The following is a 22,015-nucleotide window of genomic DNA, read 5'->3' on the forward strand; positions in this document are numbered from 1 at the left end:
AGGAGGAATATCCTACTGTTTGCGCCAATACCTATAATTGGATTGCCAAAATAGAGAGGAGAACCATTTTGAAAAAAAATCTGAAACGTTCTTTGAAAGTGTTAACCGGAGCAATGACAATGGCGTTAATGGTGGCACCGACGACAACTCTTGCTGAAGTAAAAGATGAGAAGGCCTATGTAGATTATTTGGCTTTGGGAGATTCGTTAGCGGCAGGGGTGTTGTATGACAATTCCCTCGGTAAGGGATATCCCGATATCCTTGCAGATGAATTCAAGGAAGACGGCTTTCAAGTGGATTTCAACAAGAACTTTGCGGTCCCCGGTTATACGTCTAAACAAGTCTTGGCGGACATACAGGATCCAGCTAAAGGGTTACAAAAGGAAATCATGGAAGCCGATACCATTACACTGGACGCCGGTGCCAATGACTTATTGCAGTTGATTGAGCAGAAGGATGGCAGGATTTCCATTGATCCTGTAAAAGTGCAGGCCGCCCTGAAGGAAGTCGGGGTGAATATCGCCACCTCTTTAGGAATCATCCGTCAATTAAATCCTGACGTACCCGTGTATGTCATGGGATACTATAACGCATTCCCTTACTTGCCACAAGAAACCCAGGCACAATTAAAGCCTGCTTTAGATGGATTGAATCAAGCGATCCAGGCAGCGAGTGTGCACGGTGGAGGAGTATTTGTACCGGTGGAAGAAGCGATGGCCGATAACTTCCAGGTGAAACTGCCGAACCCGCAAAATGTCCACCCGAGTGAAGCGGGATATGAAGCCATGGCCGGGGAATTCTGGAAGGTCATGGAACCTGTCAATGATACAGTAGGGAAATCCACGGCTCGTTTATTCGGTCAGGATCGTTACGGTACGGCGGCTGAAATCTCAGAAGAAAGCTGGGATTCAACTGGAACCGTCATCATTGCAAGAGGGAATGAGTACCCTGATGCACTCGTCGGGACGCCCCTTGCCTATCAATTGGAAGCACCGATCCTGTTGACCAATGGATCCCGATTATCCGATGAGACGATAGAAGAAATCGGTCGTCTCGGAGCAGAGCATGCCGTGATTCTTGGCGGAGTGGGAGCCGTACCGGAGAAGATCGAGTCGGAGCTTGAAGATCTGGGACTCAACGTGGATCGAATCGGGGGAGATGACCGGTTCGAAACGGCCGCGTTCGTCGCGAATGAATTGGGTCATTCAGATACGGCAGTGGTGGCGTACGGATATGACTTCCCTGATGCCCTGGCCGTTGCTCCTTATGCGGCCCAGCAAGGGTATCCGATTTTGCTAACGGAGACCATGTCGGTTCCAGAAGCAACGGGATTCGCCCTTCAGGATGTCGAGAACACTTATGTGATTGGGGGAGGTGGCGTCATCAGTGAAGATTTAACATTTAAAAACGGAGAACGTTTGGCCGGTGACACGCGTTATGATACAGCCGCCGCCATCTATAAGGAGTTCCAGGGTCCTGCCAACTATGCAGTAGTTGCAACCGGCCAGGATTTTGCCGATGCTCTTACGGGGTCAGTCTTCGCGGCAATCAATGAGGTTCCTTTACTGCTGGTGAAAAAGGATGACCTGCCTCAGCAGACAAAAGGATTGGTGATGGAAAACGGACTGAAGCACTTCATGATATTAGGTGGGGAAGGCGCCGTTGAGAGTGGTGTGGTTGAGAAATTAGTGAAGTAAATTTAAACGCTAGAGTCCTGGACTATTTTATAAATGGTCCGGGGCTTTTTTCTATTAAACGATCGTTTAACGGCACTATCATTGCTACGAAAGGATTTAGTCTCACTAATCAAACGTTTGTTTAAGGGAAGAAATGAATGGGATGTGCACTCTTCAAGGAGGGGATTTCATAGATACGTAGAACCTATTAGAAGAACTCTTAAAACATATAGAATATTCAAATAATATTGACCGGGCAACCGGAAAGTGATTAAATGAAAGTAGTTATTGGTTGGGTGACTGAACCATAAAGGAATGACTTAGGGGAGGAATGGAAATGAAAGCATTAATCACGGAGTTAATTTGGAGTGAAGGCATTGAAGAGCTTAAGGATCAAGGATTTGAGGTCCACTATGATGAAAATCTGTGGACAGACAGAGAGAGGCTGCTTCAGGTTATCCCTGAATATGACGCGGTGATTGTCAGGAACCAGACAATCGTCAATGAAGAATTAATGGAAGCGGGTAGCCGCCTTAAGGCCATCGGGAGGCTCGGGGTCGGGTTGGATAATATTGATGTGAAACGGGCGAAAGAGAAGGGGATCCCGGTGGTATTTGCCCGCCATGCCAATGCAACTTCCGTGGCGGAGTATGTACTCACGGCGATCCTGAGTGCATCAAGACCCCTTCATTTGGCAAGTGTCGATGTTCGGAATGGAGGATGGAATCGAAAGAAATATACGGGTGGGGAGCTTTATCAGAAAACAATTGGATTGATCGGGCTCGGGGAAATCTCCCATCGTGTGGCAAAGCGGGCCCATGCATTTGGCATGACGATCATCGGCTATGACCCGTTCATTACAGAATATGATCATGTGGTGGCAGAAACCGGTGTACACGTAAAAGAAACCCTGGAGGAATTGTTGCTGGAATCCGATTTCATATCACTTCATGTCCCTTTGACTCCATCAACCGAGCATCTGCTTTCAACACCCGAATTAAATAGGATGAAGCCTTCTTCCTATGTCATCAATACATCAAGGGGGGGCATCATCGATGAGCAGGCCTTGGCTGCAGCCTTACAGAATCAGCAGATTGCAGGAGCTTATCTGGATGTGTTGGAACAGGAACCGATCCTGGACTCCCATCCCCTGCTTCTTTGTGAAAACGTCACCCTTACCCCTCACGTAGCCGGATTGACAGAAGAATCACAGGTTCGAACGTCCTTTCTGGTGGCCAAGGAAATCGGGAAAGTACTAAAAGGAGAGCGTTCTCTCTGCACTGTGTAATTTGTCGAAAATAAATTCTGAAAATTTAAATAATCTCATTGACTAACAGATCCATAGGTGGTTTAATAAAGATAGATTAAGTGGTTGGGTCACTCAACCAATTTAAAAGGAGGCACCATAATGAGTCACAATAGTCAGGTTACGGAAAGAAATGCTCAAGATTCAAAAGCGGTGAGCACCCATAAGTTTCTTATCCATCACAACGGTGATCACGTAGGAGTCGCCACATCCCCGATTGCAGCGGGGGAAAAAGTGGTGGGGATCTTCATGGATGATAATTCAGAAGTGGAAGTCACCTCTAAAGGGGATGTTCCATTGGGCCACAAGATTTCATTGGTCTCTTTAGACAAGGATGAGCCAGTGCTGAAATATGGCGTTCAAATTGGTGTAACGACGGAAAAATGGGAAGTAGGAGACTACGTCCACACTCATAACATTAAAACGGCGAGGTGGTAAGGATGGAACAAACATTATACGGTTATCGCAGAGAGAATGGAAAAGTTGGAATTCGTAATCACGTCATTATTTTACCGGTGGATGATATTTCGAATGCGGCTTGTGAAGCTGTGGCAAGACAAGTACAAGGTACATTGGCCTTGCCTCACGCTTATGGAAGACTTCAGTATGGACCCGATCTTGACCTGCACTTCAGAACCATGATTGGAACGGGCTCCAATCCTAATGTGGCGGCTGTGGTGGTCATTGGGATCGAAGAGAACTGGTCGAAGAAGATTGCTGACGGGATTGCTGAGACCGGGAAGCCTGTTTCATACTTCTCCATTGAAGGAAACGGGGATTTAGAAACGATCCGTGCTGCTTCATGGAAAGCGAAGGAGTATGCTCAGTGGGCTTCGGAGCTTCAGAAAGAGCCTGTGGAATTGAAGGATTTGACCGTCAGTATCAAATGCGGTGAGTCTGATACGACGACAGGTCTTGGATCGTGCCCTACGGTGGCCCAGGCGGTCGACCGTCTGGTTGAAGCCGGTGCCACTGTATTCTTCGGTGAGACATCGGAATTGACAGGCGGGGAGCATCTCATCCGCGACCGGATGGCGACACCTGAATTACATGAGAAGTTCATGGCGGTCTACAATGACTATGTAGGTGAAATCGATTCAAAGGGAGTCGATTTATTAGGGTCCCAGCCTACTCAGGGTAATATTGCCGGAGGACTTTCCACCATTGAAGAGAAAGCACTTGGTAATATTGCCAAGACCGGTACGAAAGAGGTCATCGGCGTATTGGATCCCGCTGAAGCACCGGCCAATGGCAACGGGCTGTATTTCATGGATACGTCCTCTGCAGCGGCAGAATGCATCACCCTTATGGCTGCCGGCGGAGCGGTCCTCCACCTTTTCCCGACAGGCCAGGGGAATATCATCGGTAACCCGATTGAGCCGGTTGTGAAAATCACGGCAAATCCGATTACGGCGGGTACGATGAGCGAACATATCGATGTGGATGTCCAGGGACTCCTCTCCCGTCAAATTTCCTTGGAGCAGGCCGGAGATCAATTAATGGAAATGATCTGCCGTACGGTGAACGGACGACTCACATGTGCGGAAGCGTTAGGTCATAAAGAGTTTGTTATGACGAAATTATATCGCAGTGCCTGATTCCTTACTCCCTGCACATTTTATGTGTGGGGAGTCCATGTTTATGGAGAGGACATTATGAATGAAAAGGAGCAGAAAATGACTACGTATGCCGAATCTGATTTACGACAATTTTGCAAAACGGTGTTAGAGGAAATGGGGATGATGGGGGATCATGCCGCAGTCGTCTCAGAATCCCTTTTGAGAGCCAATTTAGAAGGGGTGGACAGCCACGGGATCAGCAGGCTGCCCATCTATGCCAAGCGCTTCACCGATCAAAGGATCAATCTGACCCCATCCATTGTAATGGAGGAAAAAAGCCCGTCTGTCCTCATGGTGAACGGCGATAATGGGCTTGGTCATGTCATCAGCTATAAGGCGATCAAAAAAGGGATCGAGATGGCCAAACAGAGCGGTGTGACAGCCATCGCGATTCGTAATAGCAATCACTTCGGGACAGCCTCTTACTTCTGCCAGCTGGCTTGTGAAGAGAACCTGGCCTGTATCGGTTTCACCAATTCGCCCCCTGGCATAGCCCCGTGGGGAGGGAAGGAAGCATTCTTCGGCACAAACCCTATGGCTTTCGGTTTTCCCACCGGGGATGACCAGCCTGTCATCATCGATTTATCCACTAGCATTGTCGCGAGGGGAAAAATCATTCTGGCGGAGAAACAGGGACAGATGATCCCGGACGGTTGGGCTATCGATGAAAAAGGGGAGCCGACGAATGATCCGAAGGCGGCCCTGAATGGGTCTGTCCTGCCTTTAGGGGGAGCAAAGGGGTCAGCACTGGCACTGGCGGTCGAAATCCTGACAGGGCTCTTGACGGGGGCTGCGTTCGGACCTCATGTGAAGAGTATTTATGAGGATGGGGAAAAGGGGAATGCGAATGTAGGGCACTTTTTCATCCTGATGGATATTGAGAAATTCATGAACGTGAATGTATTCTTTGAGTCTATTAAAAGCTTGTTGGTCGAAATGAAGGACGTTCCGAAAGCACCGGGGAACGATGAAATCCGTTATCCGGGAGAAAGAAGGAAAAGGGAGCGGGACAAACGTCAACAGGAGGGTGTGCAGTTATCCGAGAGTGTGTTGGAGGAGCTGCAGTCATTGGGGAGCCGGTACGGAGTGGAATTCCCTTTGCCGCTCTCTTCTCAACAAGCCATTAACCGATAATCAAAAAAAGCCAGCTTCCGGGATGAGGAAGCTGGCTTTCATTGTGAAGTTAAATGGAATCGATATTTTCTTTAATGGAATGCTCAACGCTATCTATATGCTCTTTCATGTATTTCTGAGCCAGATTGATATTGTTCTGTTTCATGGCTTCCAGTATCCTCACATGCTCCTGGACCGACTGGATGGCCCTGCCGGGGATCTGGATCGATTTGGTGCGTGATTCCGATAGTAGATCAATAAGGAAATTCATGATGCGGATGAGAACGATGTTATTTGAATTGTTCGCTAATGTTAGATGGAATTTATGGTCAAGCTCCGCAAGCCTTTCATAATCCACTTCCCCGGCGCCGAGGATCTCGTTGGCTTCTTCCAGGATCTGTTCCAATTCACGGAATTGCTCCTCGTTGGAGTTCTCGATGGACCATTTCACCGTCCACTCCTCCAGTATCTTACGAACGCTGAAGAAATCATCGATCTGGTCGGAAGATACGAAGAACGCTTCCGTCATTTTTTGAATCTGATGTTCAGGTGTTGCTACGAATACGCCGGTCCCGTGCTTCGCCGTGATATAGCCGTATGCTTCCAGGATCTTATATGCTTCCCTCACCGTATTCCGGCTGACGGAAAGCTCGATTCCCATTTCCCGTTCCCCGGGGATCTTGTCTCCGACTTTGAATTCGCCATCTTGTATTTTCTTCTTTATGCTATCTGCCACTTGTTCAGATATGCCTTTTCGATTTAATTGCATATAATCGCCCCTATCCATTTGTAAAATGGTAGCTTCATCAGGTTGTACCAACCTTCTTAGACTTACATGTGATTGATTCCCGCCTGAATAGATACATGTCATGACAGGGATCATTCTGTATATTCAGTTTACCATGTCAGGTGGCTCAACCTCTAGTGAAACATTCGGGGCCCTACAACTTCGTAAGGAGAAGGCCCAATAAGATCAAGGCAAAAGATCCAGCGACACCTGTTATCAGCACTTTGGAACTTAGTTTCTTGAATTCAGAGAAATTGACACTGAGGCCAAGACCGGCCATGGCCATGGATAAAAGCAGAATACTTAATGCAATGAGCATTTTAGTCAATGCGTCAGGTAGAAATCCCACAGTATTGATTAAGCACATGAATAAAAACCCGAAAATGAACCAGGGAACAGGTAAATCTTTGAATGTCCGCTTTTGGGCAGGGACGTTTCCGCTTTTCTTGGAAAAGATGGAGCCCAGCACAATGGCAACGGGGATTAGAAGGGCGACTCTCCCAAGTTTAACAAGGATGGCTGTATCACTGCTGATGTCTCCACCAGGGGTGGCAGCGGCGATCACGTGGGCAAGCTCATGCAGGGTGGACCCCGTCAATATACCGTATTCATATGGGGTGAAGCCGAGGACGGGATATAAAAACGTATAGAATATCGTCACGATTGTTCCCATGATGGCAATGAAGGCCACCGAAATGGCCGTCAGTTCTTTTTTTGCCCCTATGAGGGGTGCAACGACAACTATGGCTGCAGCTCCACAAACGGCCGTTCCGACTGCAATCAATGTTGAGAGATGGCGGTCAATGGATAGAAGCTTTCCGAGATATAACATGAAGACCAGTGTGAACACAATGACTGCAACATCAATGATCACAATGGAGAAGCCGGCGGAAAGGATTTGTTCAAAGTTTAATCGCAATCCCATGAGGATGATCCCGGCCCTCAGTAATATCTTGCTGCTGAAAGTGATCCCAGGGGCAGCATCAGCCGGAACGTCCATCAATCCCTTCCAGCTCATCCCGAGCAGTATGGAAATAATCATCACACCCATGACGGAGAAGATGGGGAAATCCGCTACAATCCCCGCGAGTAAAGCAAGTACTAAAGTTAAGATGACTCCTTTCATCCAACCCTTTTTTAATCGAAGTGATTTACGCATCTTCCTGGATTCCAAGGAAATAGACGTTTCCTTCGTCTTTGCAGCTCCAATCGGACTCACTTTAAAACCCCCTTTAGTTTCATGAAAATATACGAATGGTACAGTGACCCAACCAATATAATTCCATTAAACCACTTTTAACTGGTTCATTCAATGATTATTTTTCTGTAAATTGTGAAAAAGTATTGATTTTTTAGAAAATTGAAAATAAAATAAGTATTAGTGGTTGGGTGACTGTACCTAAATGTGGATCATGCTGATGTATACCCAAAGTCCCATTATATTGGTTTAAGAAGGACTTGGCATGGCTGGTCAAGAATACATTGCGTGGGTCACCCCTTGGAGTAGAATAAGTCGTGATGATGGCTATGTCATGACTTTCATTAGAGTGTTGCATCTAGAATGTAATCATTTAAACTACAGAAATTTGTAAGGGCTTACATTTTGGTAGTAGGAGGGTGTTACATGAAAAAGTACGTGGCATTACTAACCATCATCATGATGATCCTGGTAAGTGGATGTTCAAACAAGGCAAAGGGAAATGAACGATCGGCAGAGTACGTGCTGAGGCTTGGACATCTGCAGACAGAAACACATCCATATCACAAAGGTGCGTTGAAATTCAAAGAACTGGTTGAAGAAAGATCAAACGGCAGGATTCAAATCGATATCTTCCCGAGCAGTCAACTCGGGAACGGACGTGACCAAATTGAAGGCGCCCAGATCGGATCAATCCATTTCCACATAGGTTCTGTGGCTCCTGTCACCAACTTTGCACCAAAGTTCAACCTTCTTAATCTTCCATACTTATTCGAAAGCAGGGAACATGCATTTAAAGTGCTGGATGGTGAGGTTGGAAAGGATATTGCCTCTGACCTGGAGAACAGGGGACTCATTAATCTCGGGTACATGGAAAACGGCTGGAGACATATGACGAATAACAAGAAACCGATCAAGACCAGTGCCGATGCAGCGAATCTGAAGCTCCGCGTCCAAGAATCACCACCCTATATTTCTTTCATCAAAGCACTTGATTCCACTCCCGTCCCGATTCCGTTCGGGGAATTGTATACTGCTTTAGAGCAGCATGTGGTAGACGGACAGGAAAATCCGCTGGCCCAGATTTACCTCAATAAATTCAACGAAGTTCAAAAATACTTATCCTTGACCGCCCACAACTACGATGCCGCCGTATTCATCATGAGTAAAACAACCCATGACACCCTCCCGGAAGATCTACAAAAAGTGGTCGATGAATCTGCAAAAGAAGCCATCCAATATGAACGACAGGTAGCACTTGAAGACGAAGAGAAACTTCTCGAAGATTTAAAGAAAACAGATATCCAAATCGAGGAGAATCCTGATCGAGAATCATTCAGAAAGGCAGTTGAACCTGTTTACAAGGAGTTTGAAGCATCCATCGGAAAAGAGTTATTTGAGAAGATTGAAAGTTTACGGGAATAAAAGGGGGTTACACGATGAAACAGTTTGTCTTTCACTTGAGTAATAGGATGGATCGGTTCAGTCGATGGATCATGATAGGGTTCTTTATGATTGCGTTTATCACTACCGTTTATCAGGTTTTTTCCCGATTTGTTCTTCAAAGCACCTTTTTAAATGATGCTTTGCCTATGGTGGACTTTTCCGTCTTTAACTTGACGTGGGCGGAAGAACTCATTCGTTATTTATTTGTATGGATTGTATTTCTGGGAATCGGTATCGTATACAAAGCAAAAGGTCATGCTCAAGTAGAAATCCTGCACCATTATTTATCTGAAAAATCAAAAAAGTATCTTCACTATTTTATGGAAGTTATCAACTCGGCCCTGTTTCTTTTTCTCATATTTTTTGGCGGAAGAATCCTGCAATATACGAAACTGCAGATCTCCCCGGCGATGGGGATCAACATGACCTTCATTTACGTTACCGTTCTGGTGAGCGCCGTGATTTGTCTGATCCATTCTGTCAACAATATATATGAAGTGAAAGAAGGAAAAGTTGTCGTGGAAGACGCCATGAAGGTGGAAGAAGTCCAGCAGCAAACAAATATCAGTTAATGAAAAGGGGGAGATCGTATGACCGTTGCTTTAGTCGCTCTTGGTGTGTTGTTTCTATTAATGCTGATAGGAGTCCCGATCGCCATTTCTCTCATCTGGGCTTCCGTAGCCGGATTCCTCGCGAGTATATATTATGTTCCACTGGAAGTCATTCCTCAGAGGTTGATCACATCGACGGATTCATTTCCACTATTGGCCATTCCGTTCTTTATGCTGACGGGGGAGTTCATGATGTCCGGAAGCATGGGACGGAGGATTGCGGCCTTTGCCTTTGCGACGGTCGGCTGGATTCGTGCAGGCCTGGCCCAGGTATCGACGTTGACGAGTATGTTTTTCGCGGGGATTTCAGGTTCGGGGGCTGCTGATACGGCTGCAGTCGGGAAAATGATGATCCCCATGATGGAACAGAAAGGGTACGATAAAGGTTTCGCTGCCGCTACGGTAGCAAGTGCCGGTACGATTGCGGTTGTCATTCCCCCTTCCATTCCTATGATCGTATATGGAGTGACCGCGGGGGTGTCGATCGGGGATCTGTTCACCGCAGGGATTGTCCCGGGAATCATCATCGGTCTTTCCATCATGATGTTGAATTATTGGATCACCAGAAAGAATAACTATTCCGAAGAAGCAGGGAAGTTTGAATTCACTACATTCAGGCGTACATTGGTTGAAGGGGCACTGGCCCTCGTCCTGCCGCTGATCATCATTTTCGGGATCCGTGGAGGCATCTTCACTCCGACCGAAGCAGGGGCTGCAGCGGCAGCATATGCATTCATTATCAATAAATTCGTTTACAAAGATATGGATTGGAAGGATATACCCGAGTCATTCCTGAGAGCGGGCAAGATGACAGCGATGGTCGTTTTTATCATCGCTGCGGCGAACTTATTCGGGTGGCTATTGACGGCAGAACAGATTCCACAGCAACTGACCCAGCTTGTGACCAGCATCTCTGATAATAAGCTGCTCATCTTACTTATGTTCAATATCATATTCTTCATCGCAGGCTGCTTCCTGAACGCTTCTGCCGCGATTACGATTTTGACACCTTTGCTTCTGCCAATTGCCATGGGAGTGGGAATCGACCCCGTATTCTTCGGAGTCGTCATGGTTGTGAATCTTTCCATCGGGTTGATCACACCTCCAGTCGGACTGGACCTCTTCATCGTAAAAGGAATCGCAGATGTTTCCTACGATAAACTAATCCGGGCCGTCACACCATTCATTATCGTCATGGTATTCGACCTCTTACTCATCACCTACTTCCCGGCACTGTCCATGTTCCTGACCGGGATATAGGGACGGACCTCTATAATGAAAAGAGCCAGCCACTGTTCAACATGAACCGTGGCTGGCTCTATTTTTTGTTTTCTATATTAACTACTAATAAACTATATTTTCCTTTATATATAAAATATTTCCAATTTAAACTTTCTGTGGTTTAATAGATTTTGTAGTTCATTTTATTAATAAGTGGAGGTTCTAATGAAAAGGAAGATTCGTAGTTTAGTAGCTTTGGTTTTCGTTTTTTCGCTTATCTTCAGCCAGTTTTCCGTGAAGGAAGCAGGGGCGGAAGAGTCTGGTGTACCGAATGAGGAAGGGACGTTGACGATCGGGAACCCTGTCGATGGGGAATTCGCTGCATCAGAGACCGTTCATTGGTATAAGGTCGATCCTTCTGAAAGGGAGATTGCCGACTACACTCATTTACGGGTAAAGCTTCAGTCTGAAAGTGAAGTAAATGTAACGATTTATTCAAGCTTGGAAAATGCCATCGACAATCGTGCTTTTGACCGTTATATGAGTTACTCCTATGAAAACGAACCAGCGATCATCGACTTCCCGATCTCATGGGTAGGTCCTTATTACATTAAGATTGAATCGTATGGGATGGAAGAAGAGTATGCAGAGTTCGATGAAGAAATGGACGATATGGTGACTCCGTACACAATCAGTTATGATGGCGTGACGCTGCCTCCATCTGACGAAGCCATCGCTGAGGAGTGTCCGGCGGAGTTAAGTACGAAAGAAAGAGAAAATGGAAAAAGTATTTTAAGAGATTTACGTACCGTCCGTGAAACGGTTCTAGCGAAAACAGAAAATGGCCAAGATCTATCGGCACTTTATTACAAAGCGGCTCCTTTCATCAGCTCGAAAATGGTCTTCAGCAAAGGGCTGCGTGATGATGTTTACCGGGATCTTGTTCAATTAAAGGACTTATTTGCCGATGTTGCAACGAATGGCAGTGCAAGCTCATATACCATCACTAAAGAAGATCAGAAAGCAATCAATGATCTATACAACCATGCACTTGAATCGACTCCGGATTTCATCCAGGAGAAAATTGCAAGCACAGCTAAAAACGTCGGGATTTCGAACCTGACGAGTAAAACCGTTTCTTCGATTTTGGCGAAAGCAGGACTTTCCCCTGTTAAGTCAGCTGGTGAAGAAACACGCTTGATTGTGAAACTAAAGGATAAAAAGGCCGCAGCAACGATCCAGGGGAAAACGAAATCAATGGATGTGGAATCTGTTTCTCCGTTAAAGTCGAAGGATGCGTTCTTCTCTAATATGTATGTGGTGGAAGGAAAGGCATCTGCCGCTTCAGTACAAGCTGCTTCGAAAGAGATTTCACAGCTTGATGAAGTGGAATTCGTTGAACCGGTTCAGCAGTATAAAGCCCTATCAACAGATGCTCAATATCCGTACCAATGGTCCCTTGATAATAAAGGGGACAACGGTGGTACACCAGATGCGGATATTCAATACGAAGAGCTTCAAGAGCTTCTAAAGGATAAAACGCTTAAGGATACGGTCATTGCCGTAGTCGATACGGGAGTGGATCACACCCTTGCCGATTTAAGCAATGTTGTCCTGAAAGAGGACGGCTATAATTTTGTAGGACGCAATTCAGATGCGATGGACGACCACGGCCATGGAACACATGTATCGGGCATTATCGCAGCAGAGGCGAATAATCATTACTCCATGGCGGGAATCAACCCTCATGCGAAGATTCTTCCTGTTAAAGTACTCGATGCTTCAGGAAGTGGTGATACAGAACAAATCGCTTACGGGATCAAATATGCCGTCGATCACGGGGCACAGGTCATTAATTTAAGTCTTGGCGGTTCATATAGCCGTGTCATCGAGTATGCGCTGAAATATGCCCATGACCATGGAGTGACCGTCGTAGCCGCAACCGGTAATGACGGGATGGAAGGGATTTCTTATCCCGGCTCCTCAAAATATGTCGTGTCTGTCGGGGCGACAAATAATATGGACCTTGTTTCAGATTACTCAAACTTTGGAAATGGAATCGACCTTGTGGCACCTGGGACGGATATCCCAAGTCTTGTGCCCGATGGAAACGTGACGTATATGAGTGGAACGTCCATGGCGACACCTCACGTAGCTGCGGTAGCCGGTTTGCTGCTATCCCAGGATGCCGGATTGACGCCTGCTCAAGTCGAAAGGGTATTAACAAGGACAGCCCTTGATATTTCATTTAGTGAAGAAGATAACCCGGGTGATGGTTACTACTACGAAGATGAGTATCCATACCCTGCAGAAATGGTCCTTCCGGGATATGATACCGTCTCCGGCTGGGGAAGACTGGATGCATTGGGTGCAGTGACAGGAATCGCTCAAGCTAATATTGGAACGGAACGGATCTTCGGAAGCGATCGTTATGAAACGGCCGTGAAGATTTCAAGTAAAGGCTGGGAGCAATCGGATGTAGCGGTCATTGCGACGGGGCGTAATTATCCGGACGCATTGAGCGCCACACCGCTAGCTTATCACCACCAAGCACCATTACTCTTGACCAATACGACCACCCTTCCTAAGTCGGTGAAGGACGAATTGAAGCGCCTGAAAGTGAAGAAGGTGATACTGGTTGGAGGAAAATCGGTCATTAGTGCAAATGTCGAGAAAGAAGTGAAAGATTTAGGTATCAAGACGGTTTCCCGCATCAGCGGTGCCGACCGTTATGAAACGTCCGTGAAAATCGCTGAACAATTGGGCTTCACGGATCGGGCAGTCGTGGCAACCGGCCAAAGCTTCGCGGATGCCCTCTCCATTGCCCCGATAGCGGCTAGATTGGAGATGCCGATTTTATTAACATCAAAGAACGGAACACCTGATTCTGTTCAGAACTATATTGAAGAAAGCATGTTCGAGCAGTTCTACGTCATCGGCGGCGAATCCGTCATACCGGAAATGGTGGCTGAAGAGTTCATGAACTATGAGCGATTGAGTGGAAGTGACCGTTATGAAACGAATAGCAGCATCATCAGTTATTTCGCAGGTGAATTGAACATCACCACTCCTTTCATCGCGACTGGAAAGAACTATCCTGATGCCCTTGCCGGTTCTGCCCTTGCAGCGGTTGAAGGGAATCCTGTCGTCCTGACTCATCCGAAAGAGGCACAGTTTACAACGATGGATACCCTTGCGATGTTCGCTCCCGTTACGGATCAGTATTATATCCTCGGTGGAGAGGGAGCCATCTCGGATTCTGTGATTGAATCACTTTTAGCCCAATAAAAATAGTCATCCTCCATTTGATATCTTATGTATCAAATGGAGGATTTTTTTGCAGGTAAAAGCATTTTTTCGACACTATCTCCCAGGAAATAATCCATTTCCTCAAATTATGAGATTTTTCTTAAAAATATACAAATATAAATGGAAATATTCTGGGATTGGTATATAATAGTAATAAAGTCTCATATCCAAGAAAAATCTGATAATAGAGGCTTATATAAAAAGGGAAAAAGGATGGTGTTTGATTTGAAAGGTTTTAAAGAAATGGTTACTCGAAGGACTGTGGCAATTTGCCCGGCGTATGATGGGGTTCATCAGTCAGTGGTCCATGACTTCGGTGGTAGAAAGGCATTCAGCGAAAAAACCGCAATGGAAATTCTGGATGAATCTTGCATGACTTACAGGTCCACGTACGATGGAAGGATCAAAGCCGTGCGGCATGCATTCGACTACCTTAGAAAAACACCTCTCATGATCTGCCCGCAGCAATACATCTATGCGATACCCACCAAGGCCCCTACCGATTATGATTGCATATGGCTGTTCTGCCAGCATATCGAATTCACCTCCACCAGAGAAGGAAAAACCTATGTGCATTTCACCAACGGAGAGCAGCTTGAAATCAACTGTTCAGAAAGTGTCATCACCAGACAGAGGGAGAGAGCAGCCATCACCATGACCCACTTCTCAACCATCCCAACCATCTCATCCATGAACCGCAACGAAACCGGACTCCATCTGCCAGGGTTCCACTCACCCCATCACAACCTGGACGAACTCGGCCCCCAACTTTGAGGGACGGACCTTTAAAAGGGAACAAACAATCGAATATCAAAAAAACAGGAGTAGGGAATGTATTCCAACTCCTATTTGTCGTTTTTCTATTAAAATAGAAAACTTCCCCACTATTCCCATCAAAAACAATGGTCTATTCTAAAATTTAATTTCATATAATACAAAATGTAATTGAAATATTATTTTAAAAACGAGTATAATAAAGGTAATGAAAACGCATACAGATTTCTGGGAGGAATGACTTGTGAAAGAAGATAATGTTTTTGAATTATCAACAGAGAAGGTGAATCAGAATACGCTCGGGATCGATACAGCGAGTACCGGCGAGATTCTTCACATGATGAACGAGGAAGATCAGAAGGTGGCGGAAGCCGTCCGGCTCGTCATCCCACAAATAGAGGAAGTCGTCGATAAGGTCGTGACATCGATCTCACAAGGCGGAAGATTGATCTATATGGGAGCCGGCACCAGCGGCAGGCTGGGTGTCCTGGATGCGGTGGAATGCCCTCCGACGTTCAGCGTGGACAGTGATGTCGTCGTCGGATTGATTGCCGGCGGTGAGAAGGCATTCGTGAAGGCGGTGGAAGGAGCCGAGGATGATGAGGGATTAGGAGTGTCCGACCTGAAAGAATTCGGACTGACTCCTCTGGATACCGTTGTCGGAATAGCGGCAAGCGGGCGTACCCCTTATGTCATCGGTGGCCTGAAATATGCACGGGAAGTAGGCGCGACGGCAGTGGCTCTTTCCTGTAATACTGGCTCGAAAATCTCTGCCGAAGCAGAGCTTGCCATCGAAGTGGATGCAGGTCCCGAAGCACTGACGGGGTCCACACGGTTAAAGGCGGGTACGGCTCAGAAAATGGTCCTGAATATGATCTCCACAGCAAGCATGATCAAGCTTGGGAAAGCCTACGGAAACCTGATGGTGGATGTGAATATCAGTAACTACAAGCTTGAGCAGCGGGCGATCGGCATCATCGAGAGCATCACGGGGGCTGATAAAGAAACGGCCGCAGCGACATTGAAGAAGGCGAATAATGAAGTGAAACCTTCGATTGTGATGATTACTCTCGGCTGCGGATATGAAGAAGCGAAGAACCGCCTGGAAGATGCCAACGGATATGTCCGTCTGGCCATAGAAAAATAGTCTTATCGTATAGGGGTACCTGTCCATATCCGTTCATAGAAATAGAATGGGAGGGGCCATCAATAGAGTGAAAGAACGAAAGGGGAAGGTGAAATTGACGAATAAAGAACTGGCTGGAGTCTTATTGGAACGGTTTGGCGGTGCTGATAATATCGCAAGCTATGAACATTGCATGACGAGATTAAGAGTGAAAGTGTACAACGAAGATCTCATTCAGAAAGCAGAAATCAAAAAAACCGAGGGTGTCCTTGGGTTCGTGGAAGATGAAACGTATCAGGTCATCCTGGGACCGGGGAAGGTCAATAAGGTGACGGAAGAATTCGGGAAGCTCGTTGCCGCCACAAAAGGGGAACTTGACCTGAAGGCACGGGCAGCAGAACAAAAGGCCGACCTGAAGAAAAAGAACGCGACCCCATTCAAGCTGCTTCTCAGACGCGTGGCGAATATCTTCATTCCCCTGATTCCTGCGCTGATTGCGTCAGGATTGATCACAGGGTTCACGAAGTTCTTCGTACAGGCAGGCTGGCTGAGCGGGGAATCCCAGCTTGTCATGATGCTTTCCATCATCGGAAGTGGATTATTCGGCTACCTCGGTATCCTTGTCGGGATGAATGCGGCGAAGGAATTCGGAGGCTCGGCGGCACTCGGTGGCTTGGCCGGGATTCTGATCATCAATCCCGCCATTGGTGATGTGACGCTATTTGGAGAAAACTTATTGCCTGGCCGTGGCGGATTGATCGGTGTCTTGATTGCTGCCATCTTTATGGCTTTTGTAGAAAAGAATGTTCGTAAGGTCATCCCGCAGGCGATCGATATCATTGTGACGCCTACGATTGCGTTACTCGTTACAGGCTTATTGACGTACACGGTATTTATGCCGGTCGGCGGATTTATTTCAGACATTATTACAAATGGCCTTCTTTCTCTTATTGATATGGGCGGCCTTGTTGCCGGATTCGTCCTTGGCGCAACCTTCCTGCCACTCGTGGTGACAGGCTTGCATCAAGGATTGACACCGGTGCATTTGGAACTGATCAACACAATCGGGGACGATCCGTTATTACCGATCCTGGCCATGGGTGGAGCCGGTCAGGTCGGGGCGGCGTTCGCCATCTTCATGAAAACGAAAAAGAAGAAGCTGAAGCGGGCAATCGGAGGGGCGCTGCCTGCGGGGATGCTTGGAATCGGTGAGCCACTGATTTTTGGTGTCACCCTTCCTTTAGGCCGACCGTTCCTGACGGCTTGTTTAGGAGCAGGCTTCGGTGGGGCATTCCAGGCGTACTTTGATGTGGCGACGTTCGCCATCGGGGTATCCGGTCTGCCGTTGATCTTCCTGGTCAACGCAGGGGAGATTCTCTACTATACTCTTGGACTATTGATTGCCTATGCGGCAGGATTTGCTTTGACATACCTGTTCGGGTTCAAGGATGAAATGGCGAGTGAGTTTGAATGATCGGAATATCCGTCTATGTGTCTGATGAAGACGCGGAAGAGCGAATCCTCCGCGCTTCTTCATCGGGTGTCAAACTCGCCTTTACCTCCCTTCATATTCCTGAAGAATCAGGTATCAGCCCCAAGCGGGTGAGGGATCTCCTCTCCCTTTTTAAAAGGGAAGGGTTCCGGGTATTTGCCGATGTCTCGAAAAAGACACCTGCCATGTTAGGGCTTCATCATTTTGAAGAGGTGAAGGAACTGGGCGTCACGTCCCTGAGACTGGACGATGGATTCACGACGGATGAAATGCTCCAGTTATCCCGTCAGTTTCGGATCGCTATTAATGCGAGTACCGTTGGAAAAAAAGAACTTCAGGGTTGGATTGAAAGCGGGCTAGCAACAGAAAACATGATTGCCTGGCATAACTTTTATCCTAAACCGGAAACGGGCCTGGATGAGGAGTATTTTCTGGGGCAGCAAAACCTTTATGATACGCTCGGTATTCCCGTCTATGCGTTCATACCAGGGGATGAAAAGAAGCGGGGGCCTCTACATCTGGGCCTTCCCACTTTGGAAGACCATCGCGATCAAAGCCCTTATATCAGCGCTGTACAATTGAAGCGGTGGGGCGTAACGGGTGTCTTCGTTGGCGATCCGGGCTGTTCTGAGCAACTGCTTGGGAAACTGGTACGCTTTGATCAGGAAGAGGTCATCGAGCTCTCTTACAGTGGAAGCGGGGAAATCGAAGGGGAGTACCAGCTTCGGCCGGATCCGGGCCGGGATGTGTTTCGGTTATTGGATACAAGGACGGAAAGCGGGATTCCTCCACAACATACCGGGGAGAGACCAAGAGGGACGATTACACAGGATAATGATCTGTATGGGCGGTATAGAGGGGAAATACAGATTGTTCGACGAAACTTACAAAGTGACCCTAAAGTGAATGTTATAGGTAGAATTTGTACTGAGCACTTGAATCTTTTAGAGTTGTTTGAGTCAGGCCAAAGAATCGAGATGAAAGGGAACTTCATACATTGAAGTTCCTTTTTTTATTTGAATTAGAGAAAATACAATCAATCAATTATCCTCATATATATCTTCTTCTGTTCGTTATAATAAAAATGATCACCTTAATTGAGAAATTTGTCGATAAGTATTTTCTTTTAAATGATAGATTATTCTGATATTGGTCTTATAATGTAAATATAAGTATATTGATTTATTTAAATTTAATTAGAATAAAGGGGGATTTCCTTTTGCCGAGTTATTGTATGAAAGAGATTTGGACTCCATTAAAGATAATTGGGATAAAGATTTTTAGATCAGAAGAAAACAGTATCTTTATAAAAGTTTTCCGAAAACCAAGGAAACGTATTTTCTAAAACCAATATTATTAATACTTCTAAAAGCCCTCTCCATCTCTAGCACTATTTCAAATACTGAACCTCCCAGCTCTCATTAATAAACATAATCATTAATTCGTTTCACCCGTTGAATTCCTCTCACGCAAATTTACATTTCTGCATAGCAACAAGGCACTACATAATAAATAGTATAGGAGTTGAGGTAATGAAGAAAATCTGCACCGGCTTATGTGTGTTTCTACTTATCTTCAGTTTCAGTATCACTCCAACACTTGCTGCCGTTCCATTCGATCCATCATCCATCAAAAAAGAAATTTTCTCAGTTTCAAAGCAACAATCTTCCAAGGCAATCAATGATTCAATCCCTCATGGACTTAAGGAAAAGATGAGAGGATTGAAGAAGGTGGAAGATATGAAATTGATGGGGGATATATATGAACAGGAACCTAATGATGCCCCTCATCAGGCTGACGCTATCAATCTTGACGATATTGTATTCGGAACCTTCTGGTGGGAGGAAGACTTGGACTTTTACAGCTTGAATATGGATGAAACTCAAGATACGTATATTTACGGAACCACATTGACGCCCCTCAATGACCTTGGATATTTGCTTTTCAGTCCGGAAGGAGAGGCGATTTATCCGGATGAGTTGCTCCAGGAGGGAAGTGAAAAGCTCCTGATCTATTATTCATTACCTCCTGGTTCGTATTATCTGGTAGCCACTGATCTAAACATGTTTGGTGGAGACGGAGTGTATGGTCTTACCGCTTTTACTGGTGAAGAAACCACAGATAATGTGTATCGGATATACGGGAACGACCGGTACGAAACGGCGATTGAAATTTCAAAGGCAGGTTGGCCGGATGGTTCAGATACGGTTGTATTGGCAAGAGACACCACATTTCCTGACGCCTTGGCAGGTGCCCCCTTCGCTTATCAGGAAGATGCGCCGATTCTATTAAATCCAAAGACCAGCTTAAATAATAAAGTGAAAGAACGAATAAAAGAATTAGGGGCTAAGAAAGTGGTCATTTTAGGAGGGGAAGGGGCCATATCCGGTGAAGTTGCCAAGGAACTGAAGAAAAACGGCTTGGATGTACAGCGGATCGGAGGGAAAACAAGATATGAAACGGCAGCAAACATCGCCAAACAATTGGGCGATTACAACCAGGCCGTCATTGCCTATGGCGGTAACTTCCCGGACGCCTTATCCATCGCCCCGTATGCTGCATCCAATGGGATTCCGATCCTTTTGAGCCCTAAACAGGAATTAGCGAGTGAAACGAAGGAAGCCCTGAAGTCTGTTACGGATACGATTATAGTGGGAGGGAAGGGAGTCATCTCAGAGCAGGTGGAAAAACAACTTGCCAAAAAGAATCCTACTCGCCTTTCAGGTAAAGACCGTTATGAAACATCGGTCAACATCGCCACTCAGCTTCAAATTCCGGGGGATATCATTACAGTTGCAACAGGAGAAAATTTTGCAGATGCCCTAACAGGATCCGTGCTTGCAGCAAAATACTATGAGCCTATCATTCTGGTTCAGAAAAATAAAGTGCCAGCACCGGTAAGGACGTATATTTCAGATAATAGAACCTGGTATTACACCGTACTTGGCGGAGAAGGGGCCATTTCTCAACAAGTGGTGGAAGAGCTGAGCGGCATGTAATGTTCATATTTGTGAAGACGAAAGGTCACCCCAGGGGTGGCCTTTCGTCTTTCTCAATTCAACGATTGAAACGATCCAACCTGAATAAAATACCAAATGATTGTCATCCTGCCCCTGATTTTCTGTTATGATATTATCAACGAATATTTCGACAATAACCGGAATGAAGGGAATGCCAATCAATGACTAGTGCTTCAACCATGCTGATACAATACCTGGAGGATCATTCAGACGAATTTCTACATAATTGGCGCAAAAGTATCGTCATTTCAGATAATGATATATATAAAGAAGAAGTATTGAACAATGGTGTGAAGATGTTTCAATTAGTGAAGCGTGCGATTGTGAAGCCCCTCACGGAAGAAGAAATCACCACACTTGCCAACAAGACGGCCCAGGAACGGGTCAATGCCAACGTAAATATAAGTGAATTTGTATACAACGTGAATATAGGAAAGAGCACCATCATCAAATGGGTAAGTAATTCTGGGATCGAACTGCGGGAATTGCAGCCCTTGATCGAAGATATCAATTCGTTATTTGACCGCTTTTCCTATCTGGCTGTCAGAAAATATACAGAAATCAAAGAGCAGGAGCTTCAAGAGAAGGAACTGTATATCGATCAAACCCATAAGGAACGCTTAACGATCCTTGGTCAGATGAGCTCAAGCTTCGTTCATGAATTCCGAAACCCCCTGACCTCCATCATCGGTTTCACCAAGCTCCTGCAGAACGGCTATCCTGATCTTCCGTACCTCGATATCATGCAGCATGAGCTCGAGCAATTGAATTACCGCATCTCCCAATTCCTCCACGTATCGAGAAAAGACCTGATCGATAGTACAAGGGAAGAAATCATCCTGACCGATCACCTGGAAGAAACCATCGAGTTCCTGTACCCGAGCCTCCTTGATGGGGATGTTTCAATCGATTTCCGATGTGAGGAAGATATCAAGGTGCTCGGAAACCGTGATGAGTTAAGACAGGTATTTCTCAACCTCATCATGAACTCCATCGACGCCCTTCAGGAAGTGGAAGGGCACAGGCAGATCAATGTCTCCTGTGATGTAAATGAGGGCAGGGCGAATCTCGTCATCTCCAACAATGGCCCTCAGATCAAAGAAGAGACGATCGAAGCGATCTTTGAACCTTTTTACACGACGAAGGACCTCGGGACGGGGATCGGCCTTTATATTTGTAAAAAGCTCATTGAAAAGCACGGCGGGGATATATACTGTCATTCGGATGATCAGTGGACTACGTTTACAATTGGGATTCCTGTAGAATCGAATATGGTCATCTGAACGGCTTGCCGGTGTCAGTTCCAAAACCTATTGG

General features: G+C 46.1%; 17 protein-coding genes. 15 read left to right on the plus strand and 2 right to left on the minus strand.

What is annotated here, in order from left to right; all coding sequences use genetic code 11:
* Nucleotides 1-68 precede the first annotated feature (68 nt).
* From N5C46_RS16950 to N5C46_RS16970, 5 genes are all read left to right on the plus strand, one after another.
* Nucleotides 69-1,697 carry a cell wall-binding repeat-containing protein gene (locus N5C46_RS16950; RefSeq protein WP_261749497.1) on the plus strand — a complete coding sequence of 543 codons (1,629 nt, stop codon included), beginning with the start codon at nt 69-71 and terminating at the stop codon, nt 1,695-1,697.
* A gap of 316 nt (nt 1,698-2,013) precedes the next feature.
* On the plus strand, nt 2,014-2,964 hold the full coding sequence (locus N5C46_RS16955; protein ID WP_261749498.1) for a hydroxyacid dehydrogenase: 951 nt from the start codon (nt 2,014-2,016) through the stop codon (nt 2,962-2,964).
* Between the two features lie 120 nt (nt 2,965-3,084).
* Complete coding sequence (locus N5C46_RS16960) at nt 3,085-3,420, plus strand: UxaA family hydrolase (RefSeq protein WP_261749499.1); 336 nt, start codon at nt 3,085-3,087, stop codon at nt 3,418-3,420.
* Nucleotides 3,421-3,422: 2 nt separating this feature from the next.
* Nucleotides 3,423-4,580: a UxaA family hydrolase gene (locus N5C46_RS16965; RefSeq protein WP_261749500.1), complete on the plus strand. Its 1,158-nt coding sequence runs from the start codon at nt 3,423-3,425 to the stop codon at nt 4,578-4,580.
* Between the two features lie 57 nt (nt 4,581-4,637).
* Nucleotides 4,638-5,735, plus strand: coding sequence for an Ldh family oxidoreductase (locus tag N5C46_RS16970; protein WP_261749501.1), 1,098 nt, complete (start codon nt 4,638-4,640; stop codon nt 5,733-5,735).
* Between the two features lie 49 nt (nt 5,736-5,784).
* Here the strand turns inward: N5C46_RS16970 and N5C46_RS16975 are convergent, their stop codons facing one another.
* Together N5C46_RS16975 and N5C46_RS16980 are read right to left on the minus strand one after the other, a co-directional pair.
* Nucleotides 5,785-6,483, minus strand: coding sequence for a FadR/GntR family transcriptional regulator (locus N5C46_RS16975; protein ID WP_261749502.1), 699 nt, complete (start codon nt 6,481-6,483; stop codon nt 5,785-5,787).
* A gap of 172 nt (nt 6,484-6,655) precedes the next feature.
* Complete coding sequence (locus N5C46_RS16980; protein ID WP_261749503.1) at nt 6,656-7,720, minus strand: YeiH family protein; 1,065 nt, start codon at nt 7,718-7,720, stop codon at nt 6,656-6,658.
* Between the two features lie 405 nt (nt 7,721-8,125).
* Between N5C46_RS16980 and N5C46_RS16985 the strand changes: the two genes are divergently transcribed.
* The 10 genes from N5C46_RS16985 to N5C46_RS17030 all read left to right on the plus strand — a co-directional run bounded on the left by N5C46_RS16985 (nt 8,126) and on the right by N5C46_RS17030 (nt 21,981).
* A complete protein-coding gene (locus tag N5C46_RS16985) occupies nt 8,126-9,124 on the plus strand; it encodes a TRAP transporter substrate-binding protein (RefSeq protein WP_261749504.1) in 999 nt (332 codons plus the stop codon).
* A 14-nt stretch (nt 9,125-9,138) separates the two neighbouring features.
* Complete coding sequence (locus N5C46_RS16990; protein ID WP_261749505.1) at nt 9,139-9,717, plus strand: TRAP transporter small permease; 579 nt, start codon at nt 9,139-9,141, stop codon at nt 9,715-9,717.
* An 18-nt stretch (nt 9,718-9,735) separates the two neighbouring features.
* Nucleotides 9,736-11,016, plus strand: a complete 1,281-nt coding sequence (locus N5C46_RS16995; RefSeq protein ID WP_261749506.1) for a TRAP transporter large permease — start codon at nt 9,736-9,738, stop codon at nt 11,014-11,016.
* A 186-nt stretch (nt 11,017-11,202) separates the two neighbouring features.
* A complete protein-coding gene (locus tag N5C46_RS17000) occupies nt 11,203-14,265 on the plus strand; it encodes a cell wall-binding repeat-containing protein (RefSeq protein WP_261749507.1) in 3,063 nt (1,020 codons plus the stop codon).
* Nucleotides 14,266-14,529: 264 nt separating this feature from the next.
* Nucleotides 14,530-15,060 (plus strand): competence protein ComK, encoded by a 531-nt coding sequence (locus N5C46_RS17005; protein WP_261749508.1) that lies wholly within the window; start codon nt 14,530-14,532, stop codon nt 15,058-15,060.
* A gap of 244 nt (nt 15,061-15,304) precedes the next feature.
* Nucleotides 15,305-16,207 (plus strand): N-acetylmuramic acid 6-phosphate etherase, encoded by a 903-nt coding sequence (murQ, locus tag N5C46_RS17010; RefSeq protein ID WP_261749509.1) that lies wholly within the window; start codon nt 15,305-15,307, stop codon nt 16,205-16,207.
* Between the two features lie 88 nt (nt 16,208-16,295).
* Nucleotides 16,296-17,660, plus strand: a complete 1,365-nt coding sequence (locus N5C46_RS17015; RefSeq protein WP_261752368.1) for a PTS transporter subunit EIIC — start codon at nt 16,296-16,298, stop codon at nt 17,658-17,660.
* Nucleotides 17,657-18,679 (plus strand): MupG family TIM beta-alpha barrel fold protein, encoded by a 1,023-nt coding sequence (locus N5C46_RS17020; RefSeq protein ID WP_261749510.1) that lies wholly within the window; start codon nt 17,657-17,659, stop codon nt 18,677-18,679. The genes N5C46_RS17015 and N5C46_RS17020 overlap by 4 nt, the downstream gene beginning before the upstream one ends.
* A gap of 531 nt (nt 18,680-19,210) precedes the next feature.
* Nucleotides 19,211-20,677, plus strand: coding sequence for a cell wall-binding repeat-containing protein (locus N5C46_RS17025; RefSeq protein ID WP_261749511.1), 1,467 nt, complete (start codon nt 19,211-19,213; stop codon nt 20,675-20,677).
* A gap of 182 nt (nt 20,678-20,859) precedes the next feature.
* Nucleotides 20,860-21,981, plus strand: a complete 1,122-nt coding sequence (locus tag N5C46_RS17030; protein ID WP_261749512.1) for a sensor histidine kinase — start codon at nt 20,860-20,862, stop codon at nt 21,979-21,981.
* The last annotated feature ends 34 nt before the right edge of the window (nt 21,982-22,015 follow it).

It is taken from the genome of Rossellomorea vietnamensis, assembly GCF_025398035.1.
GTDB lineage: Bacteria > Bacillota > Bacilli > Bacillales > Bacillaceae_B > Rossellomorea > Rossellomorea vietnamensis_B.

Excerpts from the sequence above, each read along its gene's own strand:
- N5C46_RS16955 (WP_261749498.1), top strand. The coding sequence starts at position 2,014 with ATGAAAGCATTAATCACGGAGTTAATTTGGAGTGAAGGCATTGAAGAG.
- N5C46_RS16960 (WP_261749499.1), top strand. The coding sequence starts at position 3,085 with ATGAGTCACAATAGTCAGGTTACGGAAAGAAATGCTCAAGATTCAAAA.
- N5C46_RS16965 (WP_261749500.1), top strand. The coding sequence starts at position 3,423 with ATGGAACAAACATTATACGGTTATCGCAGAGAGAATGGAAAAGTTGGA.
- N5C46_RS16970 (WP_261749501.1), top strand. The coding sequence starts at position 4,638 with ATGAATGAAAAGGAGCAGAAAATGACTACGTATGCCGAATCTGATTTA.
- N5C46_RS16975 (WP_261749502.1), bottom strand. The coding sequence starts at position 6,483 with ATGCAATTAAATCGAAAAGGCATATCTGAACAAGTGGCAGATAGCATA.
- N5C46_RS16985 (WP_261749504.1), top strand. The coding sequence starts at position 8,126 with ATGAAAAAGTACGTGGCATTACTAACCATCATCATGATGATCCTGGTA.
- N5C46_RS16990 (WP_261749505.1), top strand. The coding sequence starts at position 9,139 with ATGAAACAGTTTGTCTTTCACTTGAGTAATAGGATGGATCGGTTCAGT.
- N5C46_RS16995 (WP_261749506.1), top strand. The coding sequence starts at position 9,736 with ATGACCGTTGCTTTAGTCGCTCTTGGTGTGTTGTTTCTATTAATGCTG.
- N5C46_RS17000 (WP_261749507.1), top strand. The coding sequence starts at position 11,203 with ATGAAAAGGAAGATTCGTAGTTTAGTAGCTTTGGTTTTCGTTTTTTCG.
- N5C46_RS17005 (WP_261749508.1), top strand. The coding sequence starts at position 14,530 with ATGGTTACTCGAAGGACTGTGGCAATTTGCCCGGCGTATGATGGGGTT.
- N5C46_RS17020 (WP_261749510.1), top strand. The coding sequence starts at position 17,657 with ATGATCGGAATATCCGTCTATGTGTCTGATGAAGACGCGGAAGAGCGA.
- N5C46_RS17025 (WP_261749511.1), top strand. The coding sequence starts at position 19,211 with ATGAAGAAAATCTGCACCGGCTTATGTGTGTTTCTACTTATCTTCAGT.
- N5C46_RS17030 (WP_261749512.1), top strand. The coding sequence starts at position 20,860 with ATGACTAGTGCTTCAACCATGCTGATACAATACCTGGAGGATCATTCA.